Annotated in this window: 16 protein-coding genes; 6 read left to right on the top strand and 10 right to left on the bottom strand. The window is 60.6% G+C overall.

What is annotated here, in order from left to right; all coding sequences use genetic code 11:
• Positions 1 to 21: 21 nt before the first annotated feature.
• A complete protein-coding gene (locus tag M2401_RS13870; RefSeq protein ID WP_259103587.1) occupies positions 22 to 657 on the bottom strand; it encodes a cupin domain-containing protein in 636 nt (211 codons plus the stop codon).
• Positions 658 to 1,036: 379 nt separating this feature from the next.
• Here M2401_RS13870 and M2401_RS13865 point away from each other — a divergent pair, with 379 nt between their 5' ends.
• Together M2401_RS13865 and M2401_RS13860 are read left to right on the top strand one after the other, a co-directional pair.
• On the top strand, positions 1,037 to 2,098 hold the full coding sequence (locus M2401_RS13865) for a polyamine ABC transporter substrate-binding protein (RefSeq protein WP_259103586.1): 1,062 nt from the start codon (positions 1,037 to 1,039) through the stop codon (positions 2,096 to 2,098).
• Between the two features lie 57 nt (positions 2,099 to 2,155).
• Positions 2,156 to 3,403 (top strand): aspartate aminotransferase family protein, encoded by a 1,248-nt coding sequence (locus tag M2401_RS13860; protein WP_259103585.1) that lies wholly within the window; start codon positions 2,156 to 2,158, stop codon positions 3,401 to 3,403.
• Positions 3,404 to 3,560: 157 nt separating this feature from the next.
• Here the strand turns inward: M2401_RS13860 and M2401_RS13855 are convergent, their stop codons facing one another.
• The 3 genes from M2401_RS13855 to M2401_RS13845 form a co-directional block, all read right to left on the bottom strand.
• A complete protein-coding gene (locus tag M2401_RS13855) occupies positions 3,561 to 5,156 on the bottom strand; it encodes a GMC family oxidoreductase (RefSeq protein ID WP_259103584.1) in 1,596 nt (531 codons plus the stop codon).
• The gene (locus tag M2401_RS13850; protein ID WP_259103583.1) at positions 5,149 to 5,973 is read right to left on the bottom strand and encodes a shikimate dehydrogenase; all 825 of its coding nucleotides are present in this window, start codon (positions 5,971 to 5,973) and stop codon (positions 5,149 to 5,151) included. Before M2401_RS13850 ends, M2401_RS13855 begins: the two co-directional genes overlap by 8 nt.
• Before the next feature lie 231 nt (positions 5,974 to 6,204).
• A complete protein-coding gene (locus M2401_RS13845) occupies positions 6,205 to 7,626 on the bottom strand; it encodes a PLP-dependent aminotransferase family protein (RefSeq protein WP_259103582.1) in 1,422 nt (473 codons plus the stop codon).
• A gap of 170 nt (positions 7,627 to 7,796) precedes the next feature.
• Here M2401_RS13845 and M2401_RS13840 point away from each other — a divergent pair, with 170 nt between their 5' ends.
• The 3 genes from M2401_RS13840 (at position 7,797) to M2401_RS13830 (ending at position 11,964) form a co-directional block, all read left to right on the top strand.
• A complete protein-coding gene (locus M2401_RS13840) occupies positions 7,797 to 9,224 on the top strand; it encodes an MmgE/PrpD family protein (protein WP_259103581.1) in 1,428 nt (475 codons plus the stop codon).
• Between the two features lie 20 nt (positions 9,225 to 9,244).
• Positions 9,245 to 10,498 (top strand): MFS transporter, encoded by a 1,254-nt coding sequence (locus tag M2401_RS13835; RefSeq protein ID WP_259103579.1) that lies wholly within the window; start codon positions 9,245 to 9,247, stop codon positions 10,496 to 10,498.
• Positions 10,499 to 10,653: 155 nt separating this feature from the next.
• A complete protein-coding gene (locus M2401_RS13830; RefSeq protein WP_259103577.1) occupies positions 10,654 to 11,964 on the top strand; it encodes an MFS transporter in 1,311 nt (436 codons plus the stop codon).
• A 172-nt stretch (positions 11,965 to 12,136) separates the two neighbouring features.
• Here the strand turns inward: M2401_RS13830 and aldA are convergent, their stop codons facing one another.
• Genes aldA through M2401_RS13810 form a run of 4 tightly spaced genes read right to left on the bottom strand, consistent with a single transcriptional unit; the run spans position 12,137 to position 16,916 of the window.
• Positions 12,137 to 13,570, bottom strand: a complete 1,434-nt coding sequence (aldA, locus tag M2401_RS13825) for an aldehyde dehydrogenase (protein ID WP_259103575.1) — start codon at positions 13,568 to 13,570, stop codon at positions 12,137 to 12,139.
• Between the two features lie 18 nt (positions 13,571 to 13,588).
• Positions 13,589 to 14,389: an HpcH/HpaI aldolase/citrate lyase family protein gene (locus M2401_RS13820; RefSeq protein ID WP_259103573.1), complete on the bottom strand. Its 801-nt coding sequence runs from the start codon at positions 14,387 to 14,389 to the stop codon at positions 13,589 to 13,591.
• 30 nt (positions 14,390 to 14,419) lie between these two features.
• Positions 14,420 to 15,604, bottom strand: coding sequence for an L-rhamnonate dehydratase (gene rhmD, locus M2401_RS13815; protein WP_259103572.1), 1,185 nt, complete (start codon positions 15,602 to 15,604; stop codon positions 14,420 to 14,422).
• 13 nt (positions 15,605 to 15,617) lie between these two features.
• On the bottom strand, positions 15,618 to 16,916 hold the full coding sequence (locus M2401_RS13810; RefSeq protein ID WP_259103569.1) for an MFS transporter: 1,299 nt from the start codon (positions 16,914 to 16,916) through the stop codon (positions 15,618 to 15,620).
• A gap of 145 nt (positions 16,917 to 17,061) precedes the next feature.
• Here M2401_RS13810 and M2401_RS13805 point away from each other — a divergent pair, with 145 nt between their 5' ends.
• Complete coding sequence (locus M2401_RS13805) at positions 17,062 to 18,006, top strand: LysR family transcriptional regulator (protein ID WP_259103568.1); 945 nt, start codon at positions 17,062 to 17,064, stop codon at positions 18,004 to 18,006.
• 103 nt (positions 18,007 to 18,109) lie between these two features.
• Here the strand turns inward: M2401_RS13805 and M2401_RS13800 are convergent, their stop codons facing one another.
• Both M2401_RS13800 and M2401_RS13795 read right to left on the bottom strand, forming a co-directional pair.
• Complete coding sequence (locus tag M2401_RS13800) at positions 18,110 to 18,331, bottom strand: 4-oxalocrotonate tautomerase family protein (RefSeq protein WP_259103567.1); 222 nt, start codon at positions 18,329 to 18,331, stop codon at positions 18,110 to 18,112.
• A gap of 23 nt (positions 18,332 to 18,354) precedes the next feature.
• Positions 18,355 to 19,095 carry an SDR family NAD(P)-dependent oxidoreductase gene (locus tag M2401_RS13795; RefSeq protein ID WP_259103566.1) on the bottom strand — a complete coding sequence of 247 codons (741 nt, stop codon included), beginning with the start codon at positions 19,093 to 19,095 and terminating at the stop codon, positions 18,355 to 18,357.
• Between the last annotated feature and the right edge of the window lie 75 nt (positions 19,096 to 19,170).

Raw genomic sequence — 19,170 nt, 5'->3', positions numbered from 1 at the left:
GCTGCCTTTTCTATTCTTGAATCAGAAGGTCGGTGGCGAGACTGCGCTGACCACGATACAGACCTCATCGAAGGGGTTGCGCATGCGGTGGGGCAGGCGGCTGTCGAAGTAATAGGCATCGCCGGCCGACAGAATCCGCACCTCGTCGCCCACGGTCATTTCCAGGCGGCCTTCGATGATCACGCCGCCTTCTTCTGCCTCATGGGAGTAAAGCTCTTCGCCTTCCTCGCCGGTATCGGCGCCAGGTTCGTAGCGTTCATGCAGGATCATCATCGAGCTGTTGGTCAGGTTCGCACCCACCTGGCGGTACGACAGCTTGCGCCCGTCAGCCAGTTCGACCAGCTCACTGGCCTTGTAGAACACTGCGCGATCCACCACTGCTGAATCGGAGAAAAACGCACTCAGGGTGACGTTCAGCGGACGCAGCAGGCGTTTCAGGATGCTGACAGAGGGGCTGGATTTATCCCGCTCAATGATTGAAAGGGTCGCATGGGGCACGCCTGCCTGTTCGGCCAGGCCGCGTATCGACAGGCCCCGGCTCTGTCGCAGCGCCTTGAGCCGTTCGCCTACCGACGCGGTCTCTTGGTCTGCGATGGCCTCTTCGGGCAGATCTTCAGGCGCATGTGGGTTGCGGCTGATCGCCGATGTATCTGTCACGGTTGATTCCTCAAATGAACGGCCCGCAGCGGCAAGCTCGACAGGCCGTCTGCGGGAACAGCTGAATCCTGGCGTGGGCTCTCACGCGTACCATCGTGGGGTAAAACGCACCATTACCTCCCACTCGATGGTGGCAAAAGTAACACGGGTGGCAGGCTATTCGGTGACAGTTGTGATGACCAGACAACTGAAAAGCGGTGAAGTGGGCCACTGGCAAGCAGAGGGCGACAGCAAATGGCAGGCGCAAAAAAACGTCGCTGGCCGTTTACACGGGCGATTGCGGGTTTTTCGCGCGCACAGGAAATAAAACTTGCTTCGCACATTTTGCAGTGGTAAATATTTTTACCACCACAACACAACATCTGCGTCGAGGTTCTAAATGCACAAGAAGCACAAGCCATGCCACGCTTTAGCCGCACTCGCCTTTGCGGTCGCCGGCCTCGCCGCCTCCCAGGCCGCCAACGCTCGCGACCTGACCATTGTTTCCTGGGGAGGAAGCTTTCAGGACGCGCAACGCGAGATCTTCTTCGCACCCTACGGCCAGAAGATCGGCAAGAAGGTCCTCGACCAGAGCTGGGACGGCGGGGTAGGTATTCTCGACGCCAAGGTCAAAGTAGGTAACCCGACCTGGGATGTTGTTGAAGTCGAAGCCGAAGACCTGGCACTGGGCTGTGAAACCGGGCTGTACGAGAAGATCGACTGGGCCAAGGTCGGCAACAAGGCCGACTTTATCCCGGAAGCGGTCAATGACTGCGGCGTCGGCGCCATCGTCTGGAATACCGGCGTGGCCTGGGACGGTGACAAGCTCAAAACGGCCCCGACGTCCTGGGCGGACTTCTTTGATACGACCAAGTTTCCCGGCAAACGCGGCCTGCGCAAAGGCCCGAAATATGCTCTGGAGTTCGCCCTTATCGCCGACGGCGTGAAACCAGCCGACGTCTACAAAGTGCTGCGTACGCCTGAGGGGGTTGATCGCGCTTTCAACAAGCTCAACAGCATCAAGTCGAGCATCGTCTGGTGGGAGGCGGGGGCACAGCCATTGCAGCTGCTGGCGGCGGGGGATGTGGTCATGAGCTCGGCCTATAACGGCCGCATTACCGGTTTCAACCGCAGCGAAGGCAAGCATTTCCACTTCCTGTGGAACGGCAGCGTATCCGCCATCGACTCCTGGACCGTGCCCAAGGGCACCGAGAACAAAGCCGCCGCCATGGACTTCATCGGTTTTGCCAGCAAGCCCGAGAATCAGGCCAAGCTGCCCAAGTTCATCGCCTATGGTCTGACCAACAAGAAAGCCAACGACCTGGTTCCGGCTGAGTACAAGGCAGACCTGCCGACCACGCCGGAAAACCTGGCGCAGTCCGTGCCGCTGGATGTGGAGTTCTGGGTGGATAACAGCGAGAACCTCAACCAACGCTTCAACGCCTGGATCTCCCAGAAGTAACAAGACTGCCGCCCTCACAGGGCGGCGGCTCCAGCCTGCAATATTCAGAGGTTCAGAATGCTTAACCTAGTTGGCGATGTTTCCAGTGCAGCCCGTATCCTTCCCGACCTGAATGGAGAAAAGCTGTTTATTCAGAGAGGTGAGGGTGCCTATCTCTGGGACGACAAAGGCCGCAAGTACATCGACACTGCCTTGGGTTTTGGTGCCGTATTGCTGGGGCATGCCGATGACACGGTGAACGCGGCAGTGGCCCAGGCATTGATCGATAGCGCCGCGCCGTCCTGGGCCCATGTCCGCGAACACAGTGCAGCAACGGCGCTTGCCCGGCACACCGGCGAACTGAGCAAGGTCATGTTCACCAACTCTGGCAGCGAAGCCGTACATCTGGCCTGCCGTGCGGCCCGGGCTTATACCGGCCGCGGCCGGATCGCCAAGATGGCGGCGGGTTTCGATGGCTGGTTCGATGATGTCAGCTTCGGCAACGTGACCTCGGCTGAGGCGTGTTTCGAAACAGGCGCACGTCCTGCCACCCAGCGCACTACCCTGATCCGCTTCAACGATTTTGATGACGTGGAGCGACTGTTTGCCGAGGACCAGGACATCGCGGCGGTGATCCTCGAACCGATGCTGGCCAACGCCGGCTGCATCATGCCGCTGCCGGGCTATCTCAAGCATGTGCAGGACATCGCCCATAAACACGGTGCTCTGGTCATCTGCGATGAGGTGCTCATGGGCTTTCGCCTGTACGCCGGGCTGGCGGGCCTGCGCGAGGGCCTGGACCCGGATCTGGCCAGCGTCGGCAAGGCGATCGGCAATGGCGTACCGGTCTCTGCCGTGGTCGGCAAGCCGCATATCCTTGCCGGTTTCGCAGAAGGCCGAGTGGCCCGTGGCGGCACTTTCAGCGGCAACCCCATGGCCTGCGCGGCGGTGAGCAGCACGCTCTCTCTGCTGGACGAGTGCGACTATGAGCGCCTGATCCAGCGCGGCAATGATCTGCGCGAAGCGATCGAGGCAATCTTCGAGTCCCACAACGTCACCATTAGCACCAGCGGCTATGGCAACGTTTTCGGCATCTGGCTGGCACCCGCGGCGCCGACCACCTACGACCGCGCAGCACAAATCGCCAATCCGGAATTTACCAAGGCTCTGCATCTCGCCCTGCGCGAGGAGGGTGTACTGATGATGCCGTCGCCTTACGGGCGCATCTATATCTCCTTCGAACATAGCCAGATCGTGATCGAAGAAATGAAAGTGGCGTTTGAAAAGGCAGCGGGAAAGCTGAGCCGGCAGTTCGGCAATGCCTGATAAAAAGAAGGCCCAAAGGCCTCCTATTCAACATAACGCAACTTCCTGAATTGGAATGCGTTCTCTGTAGGACCTGCTTTAGCCGGGAGGACGTACTTGAAGCCTACGCTCTCCCGGCTAAAACCGGCCCTACCAGGTGTTTGCAGCGTGACAGCCCTTAGCTATCCACTTCGGCCAGAATAATGGCAGCGCCACGTTCCGCCACCGCCATCACCGCGCCCTGGATATTGCCCGACACCATGGACGGGATCACCGAGGCATCGATAACGCGCAGGCCCTGCAAGCCATGCACGCGCAAGGACGAGTCGACGACCGCGCCTTCATCCTCGCCCATGCGGCAGGTGCCGATGGGGTGGTAGATGGTCTGGCCGTTGTCCTTGGCAAACTCCAGCCATTGCTCGTCGGTAGCTGTCTGCAAACCCGGGCTTTTCTCTTCCTCGACATACGCCTGCATTGCCGGTTGCTGCATGATACGGCGAGCGATCTTCATGCCTTCGATCAGGCTCGTGCAATCCTCTTCCTCGGTGAGAAAGTTGGGCCGTATCGCCGGCATGGTGTCCGGATCCGACGACTGGATATGGATGCTGCCCTTGGATTTGGGCCGCAACTGGCTGACACCGATAGTGAAACCGGGGTGCCTGTCGAGGATGCGTTCGGCGGCGTTGGCATAACTGGCATGCACGACAAAATACTGCACATCGGGCGTGGCCATATCGTCCCGGGTCTTGATGAAGCCGTGTACCAGGCCGGTACCCAGGGTCAGGATGCCGGTCCGGCGCGAGAAATACTCGGCCACCGCCAGGCCCAAACGCCAGCCTCGCGCCAGTTCATTGAGGGTCAGGGTATTTTTCAGGCGCCAGTTGACCCGTGTCGCGAAGTGGTCGATGTAGTTCTCGCCGACGCCCGACAAGGGGTGCTTCACGGCAATACCAAATTGACTCAGCACCTCTACGCGGCCGATGCCGGACAACTCCAGGATCTGCGGCGACTGGATCGCCCCGGCACAGAGAATCACGTCACGGGAAGCGCTGACGGACACTTCCCGGCCATCCTTGCGATAAGTGATACCCGTGCAACGTGTGCCCTGCAGATCCAGGCGCAGTACGTGGGCGTCGGTTTCGATATGCAGATTGGCTCGGTTGCGCGCCGGCTTGAGATAGCCGTCGACCACACTCCAGCGCCGACCTTTGTGCTGGGCCACTTGGTAGTAACCGAAGCCGGTCTGGTCGTCGCCGTTATAGTCGCGGTTCCAGGCATGGCCGTCCTCGCTCGCGGCCTTGAGGAAGGCATCGGCAACCGGGTAGCGCTCGCTGACCTGATGAATATGCATGGGGCCCATGTGTCCGCGGCTGGCGTCGCCCTGAGCGTAGTTCTCGAAAGCTCTGAAGTAGGGCTTGAGGGTATTGAAGTCCCAGCCTTTTGCTCCGGTCGCCGCCCAAGCGTCGTAATCGCCTGGCTGACCGCGCACGTAAATCATGCCGTTGATCAAGGTCGAGCCGCCCAGGCCCTTGCCTCGGGGCACGGAGATTTCCCGGCCACGGGTATTGGCTTCTGCCTGGGTCTTGAAGCGCCAGTTATAGCGCGTGTCCACCAGCAGCTTGCTGAAACCGGCCGGAATCGGAATCCACAAGCTTTTCGGCTCGCCGCCAGCTTCCAGCATCAGCACCCGAAAGCGCCCCGACTCAGTTAGGCGATTGGCGAGGATGCAACCGGCGGTGCCGCCGCCAACGATGACATAGTCGAACTCAAGCATGATTATTCTCGTTATCGTCAGTAGCCATTGCTGCCGCCATCAATTCGATCTGACACAGCAGCATCGGCAGGCCTTCATGAGTCCGGCAGCCCATCTGTGCGGCTGCACGCAGCAGCGGTGTAATCGCCGGCTGCATGATGATTTCGGCGACTGTCTGTGCGGGATTCAGGGTGCTGACGTCGAATGGCAACGGATCGGCCTCCCGCAGGCCCAGGGACGTGCCATTGATCAATAGCTCATCGCCGTCCGGGCGGGCACTGCCGACCTGCAGGTCCAGCCCTGGATAGGCGGCGCCGATCCGCGCCACCAGCTCTTCGGCCTTGGCCCGCGTACGGTTGTAGATAGTCAGTCGCAGAACACCAGCGGCAGCAAGGGCGAAGGCGATGGCATTGGCCGCGCCGCCAGCGCCTGCCAGGTAGACTTTTTTTGCTCGCGGGTCGATACCGGCCTGCTGCAGACCGGCAACAAAACCGGCGCCGTCGAGAATGTCGCCATGCAGTAATCCCGCCTCGGTACGCCGCACAACGTTGACCGCTCCCACCAGGCGGGCAGCTGCTGAAACGCTGTCGCACAGCTCGACAATCGCCGTCTTGTGCGGGACGGTGACGATAAAACCATCGAGGCTCTGGATCCCGCGCAGGCCCGCGACAACGCCGGGCAGATCCGCCGGGCTGACATGCAAGGGCACCATGACCCGGTCTTCGCCACGGGAGGCAAAGAGCCGGTTGATGGTCTCTGGGGTTTTCACATGATGGATCGGGTCGGCAATGATGGCGTATACCCGGGTGGTACCGCTTATTTCGGGACTCTTGTTCATTTTATTCATGCCAGTTTTTAGATGGTTTTAATGCGGCGGGCGAAGTTATCGCGCCTGGAAAAATGCAGGCACCAGAACGCTTGCGATGACGTGCGCCTGCTACTGGAAAAAGTACTGAGTGAACTGTGACCGCGTTGATTACCACCATAGCGCCGGGGTTGGCGCCACGTCCAGAGTCCAGCTATGACGAGAATTCACACCTACTGTGAATGCAGAGAAGAACGGTGCGGATTAGTTGCCTGGGCAACTTGCTGCGTGACTAATCGATTGCAGAAAAGCCAACAAAGCAGGCTCATCAGTGCAGCACACATTCAAGCGAAACCAGGGCGTTTGCGGCATGCCACTGCGAAACACCTTGCCCGGCGCAAGGACGATCCCTGCAGCTGCGGCAAGACGCCAGATTTCGTCCGAGCTCTCATACGCAGGATGCCGGGCCCAGACAAACTTGCCACCCAGGGGCCGGCAGAAAAGTTCGAAACCCATGCTTTCCAACAACGCTTCGGTATGCGCCAGCCGCTCGGCCAGGCGTGTGCGCAAGCGTTCCAGTGAGCGCCGGTAATGGCCCTCAGTCAGGGCGTGGAACACCAGGCGTTCGTTGATCTGGCTACTGGTGATACTGGTGATCATTTTCAGACTGCACAGATCGCGCACGGCGGCTTCAGGTGCGGCGATAAAGCCGACTCGTGCTGCGGCCGACAGGGTTTTGGAAAAGCTGCCGACGTAAAACACCCGATGCAATTGATCCAGCGCGGCGATACGCGTGGAGGGGGTGTCGAGGAAGTCGGCGTAGGTGTCGTTCTCGACGATATTAAAATCGTATTCCTCGGCCAGTCGCAGCAGGCGGTAGGCATGACCTGGCGACGTAGTGGAGCCGGTCGGCGTATGCAGTACAGACTGAGTGAACATGACCTTGGGCCGATGGGTGCGCGCCAGTTCTTCCAGTACCTGGATATCCGGGCCGTCGGCCGTACGCGGCACTGGCAGTGCCTCGATCCCTTGCAGCTGCAGGTTGCTGAACAGATTGAAGTAGCCGGGGTCGTCGACCAGTACCGAGTCGCCGGGGCGCAGCAGATAACGCATGATCAGGTCAACGGCCTGGGTGGTGCCGTCAGTCAATAGCAACTGGCTCGAAGGGGTGTGGATGCCGAGGTCGCTCAGGCGCGTCTGCAACAGATTGCGCAAGGGCAGGTAGCCGTACGGGTCGCCGTATTGCATCAGGTCCGAATCGAGACGGGTGGCGGCGGACTTGAGGCTGACCCGCAGCATGTCGCTGTCGAGCCATTGCGGTGGCAGACGGCCGGAACTGACATTGAGCAGGCCATCGTCGTTACTCAGGTGCGCGCGCAATTGCCAAAGGTGATCGAAAGCCTTGGCGAACGGGCTTTGGCTGACATTACGGGTAGCCGAACGGCGCGGACGCCTGACGAAAAAACCGCTGCGTGGCCGTGATTCGATGTGCCCCAGAGCAACCAGGCGCTCATAGGCTTCGGTGACGGTATGGGCACTGACCTGATGCTGACGGGCAAAAAGGCGGATCGACGTCATTTTACTGCCCGGACGCAACGTGCCCTGATTGATCAGCTCTCCGAGCTGCTCGACGATCTGCTCCACCAACGACATTTTCAGATTGCTGGACAAGCGAATCAGCGTCATTACCCCCTCCTTATCTGTACTGGTGCGAAACCAGTACAGCCACGCCCGTTGAGTGAACTTCTGTACCTCGCGACCCCAGTGTCGGCGAGCTTAGCATGGCCCGGTGTAACGCAATTGCCATGACAGTTGTTCCGGCAGTTGCCCCTGTACCCACTCAGCGGAACCGTCCCATGCAATCGATACAACCGCAAGTTTTTGACCGTGAAGGTCATCAGCCAGGCGCAGACACAAGCCTGTCTCTGAGCCGGCAACTGGCCGCCTGGAGCGCCGATACCACCCTGATTTTTTCCGGGCTGGCGGTGCAGCGGGCCGAAATCGCCATCACTGACGTCATCGGCTGTCTGCTGGGCGGTCGCAAGGAACCGGCGGTGCTGAACGCCGGACGGGCGTTTGCCGGCGAGGGTGGCGGCGCCAGTGCCGTGACCAGCCAGGTGCCCGTAGCCGCGACCTGGGCGGCGCTGGTCAATGGTTGCGCGGCCCATGTGCTGGACTTCGACGACAACTTCTTTCCGCCGGTAACCCACGCCAGTGCTGCGCTGGTTCCGGCCTTGCTGGCTCTGGGCGAGGAAATCGGCGCCAGGCCTGCCGCCATCGTGCGCGCCTACATCATTGGCCTCGAAGTGCAGGCGCAGATCGGCAAACGAGTCAATCCGGCGCATTACGCTGCCGGCTGGCACGCCACGTCGACCATTGGCACCCTCGGCGTGGCCGTGGCCTGTGCGGTGCTGTTGCAACTTGATGCAGAGGGGATCGTGCATACCCTGAGTATCGCCAGCAGCCTGGCCGGGGGCAGCAAGCGTCAGTTCGGCTCGATGGTCAAGCCGCTGCATGCAGGCTTCGCCGCGCTGCACGGGGTGATGGCGGCAAGGTTGGCGGCAGCCGGAATTACCGGTGTCGAGGACACGTTGCAGGGGCAATGGTCATTTGCGCAGTTATATGCGGGCCAGCCTCACACGGTCGAAGCGCCCGTGTGCCTGTTTCCGGATGCGCCGCTGGCCATCGAAGAATTTGGACTGGTCGCCAAGCTTTACCCATCGTGCATGTCCAGTCACCTGGGCATCGACGCGCTGCTGGCCTTGCGCGCAAGTCACGCATTCAGCGTCGCGCAGATCGCCAGGGTCGATCTGTATTTGCCGGGCTTCATGGTGGCGAACCTGCGTTATGAGCAGCCGCGCACGCCGACCGAAGCGCGCTTCAGCATGAATTTTTGCGCGGCGGTGGCGCTGCTCGATGGTTCGCCGCGCCTGGGTCATTTCAGCGACGCAACTCTGCTGCGCCCTGACATACAGCAGTTGATGCCGAAGGTGCATCGCCATGAGCAGCAGGTTTCCCCGCAAGCGGCGCAGTTGCCCTGGGGCGGTGATTGTCTGGCACGAATTGCGCTGCAGGACGGCCGCACCCTCGAACAGCACTGGAGCTACCCGAAGGGTTGCCCGCAGAACCCCTTGAGTGCCGAGGAGCAATGGCAAAAGTTCAGCGACTGCGCCGCAGGCAATATCGGTGATCAGGCCCTGCGGCCGCTGTTCGACGCACTTTGCGGTTTCTCCCGGCTACCCGGCCTGGACATTCTCACGGCCAGCCTGCGCTGGCACTCCTGATCCAACCTGTGGAAACCGCCATGACGAATACAAGCGAAAACAACAAGCCGTCAGCCAACCGCAGTCTTGCGCCGGCCTATAGCAGTCGACACAAGACCTTCGTACTCATCACGCTGCTGATCTCGTGGATCCTGGCCAATGCCGACCGCATGGCCATGAGCATCGCCATTATCCCCATCACTCAGGAGTTTGCCCTCGACGCCAAGGACGCCGGCGTGTTGTTGGGTTCGTTCTATATCAGCTACGCGTTGATGCAACTGATCGCCGGTTGGCTGGCCGACCGTTTTGGCTCCCGCGCAGTACTGGTGTTCTGCGTGGCCTGCTGGTCGGTGTTCACCAGCCTGACCGGCATGGCCGGATCGTTCTTCGCTCTGGTGGTGATTCGCGTGCTGTTTGGCCTGGGTGAGGGCGGTTTCGCCCCGGCCAGTACCGTCACCATTGCCGAAGCCTTTCCGCGACGGCAGCGGGCGCGGGCCAAGTCCCTGATCATCGGCGCCTCGTTTATCGGCAGCGCGGTCGGCACCGGCGCCATCGCCGCATTGATGCATGCCCACGGCTGGCGCTTTGCCTATCACGTATTCGGCGCCATCGGCGTTGCCGTGGCGCTGATGCTCTGGTTTGCCGTCAAGCCGTCGCCGAAACGCGAGGCTGGCGCCCGGGCCAAGGGCTTGTTCGCTGATTTGTTACGCCAACCACTTTTGCGCAAAGCCATGCTCATCTTTTTCTTCAGCAATATCGTCTATATCGGTCTGGTTTCCTGGATGCCGAGCTTTCTGGTCAAGACCCGGGACATCGACATCCTGCGTGTGGGATTCGCTTCGTCCATCCCGTACCTGGTGGCCTTTGCCTCGCTCAATGGCGTCGGCTGGTTGCTGGATAAGGTCGGCGACGGTCGCGAGCGGATTTTCATGAGCGTCGGCGCGGCCATGGTGGTGCTGTTCCTCGGCTTGATGATGTTCGCCGACTCACTGCCCTGGCTGTTGACCTTCTGGACCCTGAGCCTGGTGGGTTACACGGCGATCTATGGCACAGTGTTCGCCATCCCGCTCAAACACCTGGCAGACAGCTCAGTAGGCACGGCTTCCGGCATCATCAACTTCGGCGGCCAGGTCGCCGCCGGGATCGGGCCCATGGTGATCGGTTGGCTGGTCAGTATCGGGCAGGGCTCCTACAGCCTGGCGTTCGGGTTCCTGCTGGCGGCCGGAGTGGGTGCCTTGCTGATGGCGCTCAGTTGGCGACCGTCGCCGGTTACAGCCGTGGCGCAGGTTGCCTGAGCCCACGGTGATCATGAATGTTGTTCAACGGCACAGCGCAAAGGCGTAATCGCTGTGCCCGCGTACAAAGACAGTGGCTTCAGGCTGGCCGAAACTTCAGGATGGATCGACGTTATCCTCGCACCACCAAAATCATAATAAATAGAGAGAACGCCATGTCACACAGCGCCGCTGCCGTTCAGGCAACCGATGACGACAAAAATGCCGTCTATAAACGCATCACCCTGCGTCTCATCCCGTTCATTTTCATCTGTTACCTGTTCAATTATCTGGACCGGGTCAACGTCGGCTTCGCCAAACTGCAAATGCTCGATGCCTTGAAGTTCAGCGAAACGGTCTATGGCCTTGGCGCCGGGATCTTCTTCATCGGCTACGTGCTGTGCGGCGTGCCGAGCAACCTGGCGCTGAACAAGTTCGGCCCGCGGCGCTGGATTGCCCTGATGATGATCACCTGGGGCGTGCTCTCTACCTGTCTGCTATTCGTCAGTACCCCTGCGCATTTCTATACCCTGCGCCTGTTTACCGGGGCGGCTGAAGCCGGCTTCTTCCCGGGCGTGGTGCTGTATCTCTCGCAGTGGTTCCCGACGTTCCGCCGCGGCCGGATCATGGCCCTGTTCATGTCGGCGATTCCGGTTTCCGGCCTGCTGGGCAGCCCGTTCTCCGGCTGGATCCTCAACCATTTCGCCTCGGGGCAGGGCGGTCTGGCCGGCTGGCAGTGGATGTTCCTGCTGCAAGGCATCCCCACCGTGATCCTCGGCGCCCTGGCGTTTTTCCTGCTCAGCGACAGCTTCGCCAGCGCCAAATGGCTCAGCGCCCATGAGCGTGAAGTGCTGGAAGCCGATCAGGCTACTGATCTTGCCAATAAACCGAAGACCACCAGTGATTCCCTGGCGGCGGTATTCCGCAACCCGGCGATCTGGGCCTTTGGTCTGATCTACTTTTGCATCCAGAGCGGCGTCTACGCCATCAACTTCTGGCTGCCGTCGATCATCAAGAACATGGGCTTCGCCGATAACCTGGTAATTGGCTGGCTGAGCGCGATTCCTTATCTGTTGGCAGCAGTGTTCATGCTGTTGGTGGGGCGCTCGGCCGACCTGCGTAAAGAGCGTCGCTGGCATCTGGTAGTGCCGATGCTGATGGGTGCTGTGGGCTTGCTGATCGCAGTTAATTTCGCCACTACACCGGCCATCGCCATCCTCGGCCTGACCATCGCGACCATGGGCGCGCTCACTGGTCTGCCGATGTTCTGGCCGGTACCGACCGCCATGCTCAGTGCGGGCGCAGCGGCAGGTGGCCTGGCCTTGATCAACTCCATGGGCCAGATGGCTGGTTTCCTCAGCCCGTACCTGGTCGGTTTCGTCAAGGACGCTACCGGCTCCACGGATGTGGCGTTGTACTTGCTGGCGGCGGTGATCATTGGCGGGAGCGTACTGGCATTGCGTATGACCCGAACATTGCGGGTTTAACCGGCTTCGAATGGCGCAAAACCTACTGATTCTCCATAACGCTGTGGGAGCGAATTCATTCGCGAAGGCGGTTTCGGCACAACAGATGCGTCGGATGTACTGGCCTATTCGCGAATAAACTCGCTCCCACAAATACACAGGATCTCCGTGAGTGGAGTCCGGCCGGGCATAATCAGGCCTGGATATAGACCACATGAGTATGGGTGTACTCATACAACCCATGCTTGCCATCCGCGCCGCCCACGCCGGATTTGCGCACGCCGGCATGGAAGCCCTGCATGGCCTCGAAGTTCTCCCGGTTGATATAGGTTTCGCCGAAATCGATCTCGCGAATCGCGTACATGGCCTTGCTCAGGTCACGGGTGTACAGCGATGACGTCAGGCCGTACTCGCAGTCGTTGGCCAGGGCGATGGCTTCGTCGAGGTCGTCGACTATCTGGATCGGCAGCACCGGGCCGAAGATCTCCTTGCGCATGATCTCCATATCAGCGCTGCATCCTGCCAATACTGTCGGTTGATAGTGGAAACCCTGACCGAGGTCGGCGATCTGGCCGCCGGTGATCAGGGCCGCGCCTTGTTCCTGGGCCTTCCTGACCTTGGCCGCTACGCTGTCCAGCCCTTGACGATTGATCAACGGGCCCATCTCCACTGACGCATCAGCCAGCGGGTCGCCATAACGGGTCGCGGCCATGGCGGCGCTGATTTTCTCGATGAACTGATCGGCCACCTTGCGCTCCACGTAGACCCGCTCGGCGCAATTGCAGACTTGCCCGGTATTGATGATCCGCGAGTCACGAATGGCTTTCACCGCCAGCTCCAGGTCGGCGTCGGCCAATACGATGGCCGGAGCCTTGCCGCCCAGCTCCAGATTGAGCTTGGTGATGTTGGGCGCGGCGGCGCTCATGATCCGCGCGCCGGTTTCAACGCTGCCGGTGAAGCTGATCATATTCACCTGTTCATGGGCGGACAGGGCCGCACCCACCCGACCGTCGCCGCAGACCACGTTGAACACACCGGCAGGCAGGTCGGTTTCTGCGACCAGGCGGGCGAATTCGAAGCAGTTATTCGGGGTTTCTTCGCTGGGCTTGATGACGATGGTATTGCCGGTCACCAGCGCGGGAGCCATCTTGCGTGCGATCAAAAAGAACGGGAAGTTCCACGGCAGGATCCCGGCCACTACGCCCAAGGGCTTGCGGAACATGAAGATATTCTCGCCGGGACGGTCGCTGGTGATGATCTCGCCTTCGATGCGACGCGCCCATTCGGCCATGTAATCGAGGTAATCGGCGGTGAAATTCACTTCCACCTCGGCCAGGCCATAAGTCTTGCCCTGTTCCAGGGTGATGGTGCGGGCCAGATGGGCGACGTTTTCCCGCAGTTTGCTCGCGATCTGGCGCAGGAAGCCGGCGCGTTCAATCGCCGGGCGCCGGGCCCAGGTCGATTGTGCGGCGCGAGCGGCGGCCAGGGCTCGATCCACTTGTTCGGCATCCGAGGCGGGCACCTGGGCCAGTACTGCGCCGGTTGCCGGGTTGAGCACATCAAAATGTTCGGAACTGGGGACGAACTCACCGTTGATATAGTTTTTGTATACGGGTACTGAGGTCATGGTCGGGCTCCTTGGCAGTCAATAGGTTTGCGAAGCAGGGCGTTGCTGCTCGGGTTCGCGATAGCGCGCCAGATTGCTCAGCGCGGCCTGGCGCATCAGGCTGATATCGATGGCTACGGCAATGAATTGGCAGCCCCAGCTCTGATAACGCCGGGCATCTGGTTCGGCCGGGGCGAGAATGCCGCTGAGCTTGCCCGCCGCCAGGGTGGCGTCGATGGCGTGGCGGATCTTCTCCTGCACCTCGGGGTGAGAGGGGTTACCGATATGGCCAAGGCCGGTGGACAGGTCCGCCGGGCCGATGAACACCGCGTCAACGCCCTCGACGGCAGCGATGGCCGCAACGTTATCCACGCCGGTACGGGACTCGACCTGGACAATCAGGCACAGCTCCTCATGGGCGGTATTGATGTAGTCGGGCACGCCGTCCCAGCGGGTGGCGCGGGTCAGACCGCCACCGACGCCACGGATGCCATGGGGCGGGTAGCGCATGGCCCGGACCAGAGCCCCGGCCTGTTCTGCCGTCTCGACCATGGGAATCATCAAGGTCTGGGTGCCGATATCCAGCAGTTGCTTGATCAACACCGGGTCATGGCCGACGGCGCGCACGATCGGCGCGGTCGAGTAGGGCGCCACGGCCTGCAGCTGAGCGAGGATCGATGGCACGGTATTGGGCGCATGCTCGCCATCAATCAGCATCCAGTCGTAACCGAAACTGGCGGTGATTTCCGCACCGTAGCCGGTGGCGAATCCGGCCCAGATACCGTATTGCGGTTCACCCTTGGCCATGGCGGCCTTGAACGGGTTGCGGGGCATTTTCATAAGGGACTCCTGTCGAGCGAATGGGCGCGATCAATGCTGATAAGGGCGATGCAGCTGACATTCGGGATTCAAAGTGACGCCGAAGCCAGGCTGATCGAGTTTCGACAGGCGCATACGGCCATTCTCGGGCACCGGCTCGCCGAGCAGTTGTGGATGGAACATCGGCACGACCTGGTCAGCCTTGGGCGCCATCATCAGAAATTCGGCGAAAGGGCTGTTGGTACGGGTGGCGACAAAGTGGTAGCTGTACACCGATGAACCGTGGGGCACGACCATGGCGCTGTGAGCATCAGCCAGGGCGGAAATCTTGATCAGCTCGGTAATGCCGCCGCACCAGCCGACATCCGGCTGGATAATGTCGCAGCAGCCCATTTCCAGCAGCATACGGAAGCCCCAACGCGTGGCTTCATGCTCACCCGTAGTCACCAGCATCCCCGGAGGTACGGCCTTTTTCAGGGCGGCGTAGCCCCAGTAATCGTCTGGCGACAACGCTTCCTCGATCCACTTCAGGCCAAATTCCTGGGCGCCGTGGGCCAATTTGGTCGCGTAGTTCAGGTCAAGGCTCATCCAGCAGTCGAGCATCAGCCAGAAGTCCTTGCCGACCCGCTCGCGCATCACCGCCAGTTCCTCAAGGTTCTTGCGCAGGCCTTCCTCACCTTCCGCCGGGCCGTGGTGCAGGGGCAGCTTGCCGCCGATAAAGCCCATCTTCTGCGCCAGATCCGGACGCGCGCCGGTGGCATAAAACTGCAGTTCGTCGCGCACTGCGCCACCAAGCAACTGGTGCACAGGCTCCTTGCGCACCTTGCCGAGCAAGTCCCAGAGCGCCAGGTCGATACCGGAAATGGTATTGATCACCAGCCCCTTGCGCCCGTAGTACTGGGAGGAAAAGTACATCTGGTCCCAGATGCGCTCGATATCGGTGACCTTGGCACCTTCGACGAAACGCGCCAGGTGCTTCTCGACGATATAGGCCGCAGGCTCGCCGCCAGTCGTCACGGCAAAGCCGATATTGCCTTCGGAGTCCTCGATTTCCACGACCAGGGTGCCGAGCACATTGATGCCGAAACTGCGCCGGCTCTGGCGATACTCGGGGTATTTGCTCATGGGCGTGGCGATATGGTCGTCGATCCAGTGACCGTCGCCCTGGTCGTGATAATCGGCACCGCCGCCGCGCAGAACGAAGGCTCGCACATGTTTGATGGTTGGAATGGCCATGGTTGATCCCTCTTTACAGCTGAAAGCTGGGTTGTTTATGTGACGCCGACGGGCGCGGGGCACGTATGCCCATGACCAGTGCGGCGGCAATCAAAGTGGTGATGGCCAGCAGGTACAAGCCTGCTGCCGGGGAGTGAAAGGCGCCTTCGGCCCAATTCTTCAGAATCGGCGCGATAAACCCGCCGAGTGCGCCAAAGGAGTTGATCAGGGCGATGGCGCCTGCTGCGGCCGAGCCGGCGAGGAAGCTGCCGGGAAAGGTCCAGAACACCGGCTGCACGGCGATGAAGCCCGACGCGGCGAAGCACAGCGCCAAGATGCCCAGCAGCGGACTGGTAAAAGTGACCGAAGCGGCAATGCCCAGGCCCGAGACCACCAGGGTCAAGGCCGCGACTGTGCGACGTTGGCCGGTGCGATCAGCCAGGGCGGGAATCTGCCAGGCAGCGAGCAGGGCACACAGCCAGGGCACGGCGCTGACCAGGCCGACCATCAAGCCGACTTTGGTGCCGAGCAGTCCAGCCACCTGGGTGGGCAGATAGAACACCACACCATAGACGCTGGCCTGGATCAGCAGATAGATCAGGCACAGGTACAGGACCGCAGGCTGGCACAGGACCTTGAGCAGGCTGCCGTGGCTCTGCTTATGGCTGTCTTCGGCATCCAGGACGGCCTGCAATTGGCTGCGTTCTTCAGGGCTTAGCCATTTGGCGTCGGCCGGACGATTGTCCAGATAGAAGTACGCCCAGATGCCCACGGCGGTAGCCATCAGGCCTTCCACCGCAAACAGCCACTGCCAACCGTGGCTGCCCATGAAGCCGTCAAGCTCAAGCAGCAGGCCGGATAGCGGGCTGCCGAAGATAAATGCCAGCGGTGCGCCAAAGTAGAAGAAGCCCATAGCCTTGCCCCTGGCGGCGCCGGGGAACCAGTAGGTCAGGTACAGAATGACGCCAGGGAAGAAGCCCGCTTCGGCAACACCGAGCAGAAAGCGCAGTACGTAGAAGGTGGTTTCGGTATGAGCGAAGACCATGGCGGCAGAAATAAGCCCCCAGGTCACCATGATCCGGCACATCCACAGGCGTGCGCCGATTTTATGCATGATCAGGTTGCTGGGTACTTCGAGCAGCGCGTAACCGGCAAAGAATACCCCGGCACCGAAAGCGAACGCGGCGTCACCGATACCGGTATCGGCCTGGAACGCCTGCTTGGCGAAGCCGACATTGGCGCGATCGAGGAACGCCATGATGTACATCAACAGCAGAAACGGCAGCAGCCGCCAGGAGACCTTGCGCAGCAAGGCAGCAGGTAGAGTGTTCACGTCAGTTTCCTTTTATTGGAATTATTTGACTGCGTAACGGGTACAGCGTGTTTGTGCCGAGGACTCTACTGCGTCCTTACGATGCGTGACTAATCGAATTAAGCTTATAGTTGATACCTTAAAGTTATCGATTGCCGAGCGCCGCATGAGTATTGAACGATCCCCCCAGCAACTCTTTGGCCGGTTGCGCTACAAGCATTTGCAGATGCTGGTGGTGCTGGGCTCTAGCCTGAACATGCATCGCGCCTCCCTGAGCATGAACATGTCCCAGCCTGCGGCAACGCGCATGCTGCAGGAAATCGAGGATATGTTTGGCTGTGAGCTGTTCGAACGCTTGCCTAGGGGCATGCGCCCGACAGCCCTGGGTCGCCAGTTACTGCGCTTTGCCGAAGCCGCGCTGGGCGGTCTGGACCGTTGCGCCGCCGACCTGGCAGTGCGCAAGCAGGGTGGTTATGGCTATCTGTCCATCGGCACCATCATGGGCGCGGCGCCGGACCTGGTAATCAATGCTGTGGCACAAATCAAGAGCCTCAACCCGCAGCTGCGTATCCGTATCATGGGTGACACCAGCGATCAGGTGATCCAGCTGCTGGAACAGGGGCGGGTGGACATCGCCATTACCCGGCGCAGCTTTGGCGACGACCATGAGCAATATGAGTTCGAACCCTTGGGCAATGAACGCTTGCTTGCCGTGGTCCACAGCGGTCACCCGTTGGCGCGGCGGCCGAAACTGGAATGGGCTGAATTGGTCCGGGACTGGCCGTGGATCCTGCAGCCAGAAACCAGCCCGGCGCGAATCGCCATCGAACAGGCCCTGCAACGCCTGGACCTGCCGATTCCGCCGGACATCATCGAATGCAGTTCGGTGTATTCCATGCAACAACTTGTGCAACTGACCGACGCAATCATGGTGCTGTCTGAATCGGCCATGCGTGACTACCTGAAGATGGGCCTGGTAGTGGCCTTGCCGGTCACTCTCGACGCGCAAATGGCGCCGTTTGGCCTGCTGCGGCGCAAGGGCGAGCCGATGAGCCAGGAGTTACAGCAATTTGTCGAACTCCTGCGCGAGCGAGCATTGGAAGCCAACTGAGTCTGTGGGAGCGAGGCTTGCCCGCGAACCTTACAACGCGGTCCTCCTGGCACACTGCGTCGTCCCATTCGCGGGCAAGCCTCGCTCCAACGGAACTGAATCATCACCCCCCTTTAACCGCCGCCCTCTGCTCCTGCCTGATCTGCGTGGTGGTCTTGCCCTGCCAGCCCCAGTTATCAGTCTCCACTTCATCGATCACCATAAAGGTCGATATCGGTGGCTTGCCCAGCACCCGGAACAACAACTCCGTAGTGCCTTCGATCAGGGCCCGTTTCTGCTCGGCGCTGACGCCTTCGTTGGTCACGCGAATATTGACGTAAGGCATATTCATTTCTCCAAGGACAAGGGTTACCAGGTACCGGCAGCCGCGCCGCCGTCGACGACTATCACGCTGCCGCTGGTGAAGCTGGAGTCGGTGAGATACAGCACGGCATCGACCACGTCTTGCGGGTTGCCGATGGTGCCGCTGGGCGATAGGCCCTTGAGGAAGTTCTGCGTGCCCTCGTCCTGATTGTGCAGGGGCGTATTGATGATGCCGGGTGCCACGGCGTTGACTTTGACGTTGAACGGCGCCAGTTCCAACGCCAGGCCACGGGTGGCGCTGTTCAGGCCGCCTTTGATCAATATCGGCAACAGCGCCGGGACCTTGCTGTTGGGCTGCATGGCGATACTGGCGCTGATGGTGACGATATGCCCGCCGCCGTTTGCCGACATATGCCTGGCCGCTGCCTGGGAGGGGTAGAAAAAACCCATCAGGTTGGTGCCGACGATGGCGTTGACCTCGGCTTCGGTGTAATCGCCAATAGCATTGGGAATGAACACACCGGCGTTATTGATCAGGATATCCACCTTGCCGAAGGCGCTGATAGCGGCATCGAACAGTGCCTTTGCGGTTTCGGCCTGGGCGATATCGCCGGCCACCAGCCGGAAATTGCTCGGGTTGCCGAGTTTGGCGGCGGCCGCCTCGAGACGCTCAAAGGTGCGGGCATTGCCGACCACGTTATAACCGCGATGCAGGTAGGCTTCGGTAATGGCGAAGCCCAGGCCGCTGGACGCGCCGGTGACAATGACGGTGGGTTTTTTGTTCATGCTGATGTGCTCCAAGTGGGCTGAATGGCGATTCGGTTAGCCCACTTTACTTTTGCGCATCAGTACGATAAATCG

This window comes from Pseudomonas sp. JUb42 (assembly GCF_024807945.1).
GTDB lineage: Bacteria > Pseudomonadota > Gammaproteobacteria > Pseudomonadales > Pseudomonadaceae > Aquipseudomonas.
Note: the sequence above shows the minus strand (reverse complement) of the source record. Positions and strands in the feature narration are given on the sequence as shown.

Coding starts and splice junctions, on each gene's coding strand:
- M2401_RS13865 (WP_259103586.1), top strand. CDS start 1,037: ATGCACAAGAAGCACAAGCCATGCCACGCTTTAGCCGCACTCGCCTTT.
- M2401_RS13860 (WP_259103585.1), top strand. CDS start 2,156: ATGCTTAACCTAGTTGGCGATGTTTCCAGTGCAGCCCGTATCCTTCCC.
- M2401_RS13855 (WP_259103584.1), bottom strand. CDS start 5,156: ATGCTTGAGTTCGACTATGTCATCGTTGGCGGCGGCACCGCCGGTTGC.
- M2401_RS13850 (WP_259103583.1), bottom strand. CDS start 5,973: ATGAACAAGAGTCCCGAAATAAGCGGTACCACCCGGGTATACGCCATC.
- M2401_RS13845 (WP_259103582.1), bottom strand. CDS start 7,626: ATGACGCTGATTCGCTTGTCCAGCAATCTGAAAATGTCGTTGGTGGAG.
- M2401_RS13840 (WP_259103581.1), top strand. CDS start 7,797: ATGCAATCGATACAACCGCAAGTTTTTGACCGTGAAGGTCATCAGCCA.
- M2401_RS13835 (WP_259103579.1), top strand. CDS start 9,245: ATGACGAATACAAGCGAAAACAACAAGCCGTCAGCCAACCGCAGTCTT.
- M2401_RS13830 (WP_259103577.1), top strand. CDS start 10,654: ATGTCACACAGCGCCGCTGCCGTTCAGGCAACCGATGACGACAAAAAT.
- aldA (WP_259103575.1), bottom strand. CDS start 13,570: ATGACCTCAGTACCCGTATACAAAAACTATATCAACGGTGAGTTCGTC.
- M2401_RS13820 (WP_259103573.1), bottom strand. CDS start 14,389: ATGAAAATGCCCCGCAACCCGTTCAAGGCCGCCATGGCCAAGGGTGAA.
- rhmD (WP_259103572.1), bottom strand. CDS start 15,604: ATGGCCATTCCAACCATCAAACATGTGCGAGCCTTCGTTCTGCGCGGC.
- M2401_RS13805 (WP_259103568.1), top strand. CDS start 17,062: ATGAGTATTGAACGATCCCCCCAGCAACTCTTTGGCCGGTTGCGCTAC.
- M2401_RS13800 (WP_259103567.1), bottom strand. CDS start 18,331: ATGCCTTACGTCAATATTCGCGTGACCAACGAAGGCGTCAGCGCCGAG.
- M2401_RS13795 (WP_259103566.1), bottom strand. CDS start 19,095: ATGAACAAAAAACCCACCGTCATTGTCACCGGCGCGTCCAGCGGCCTG.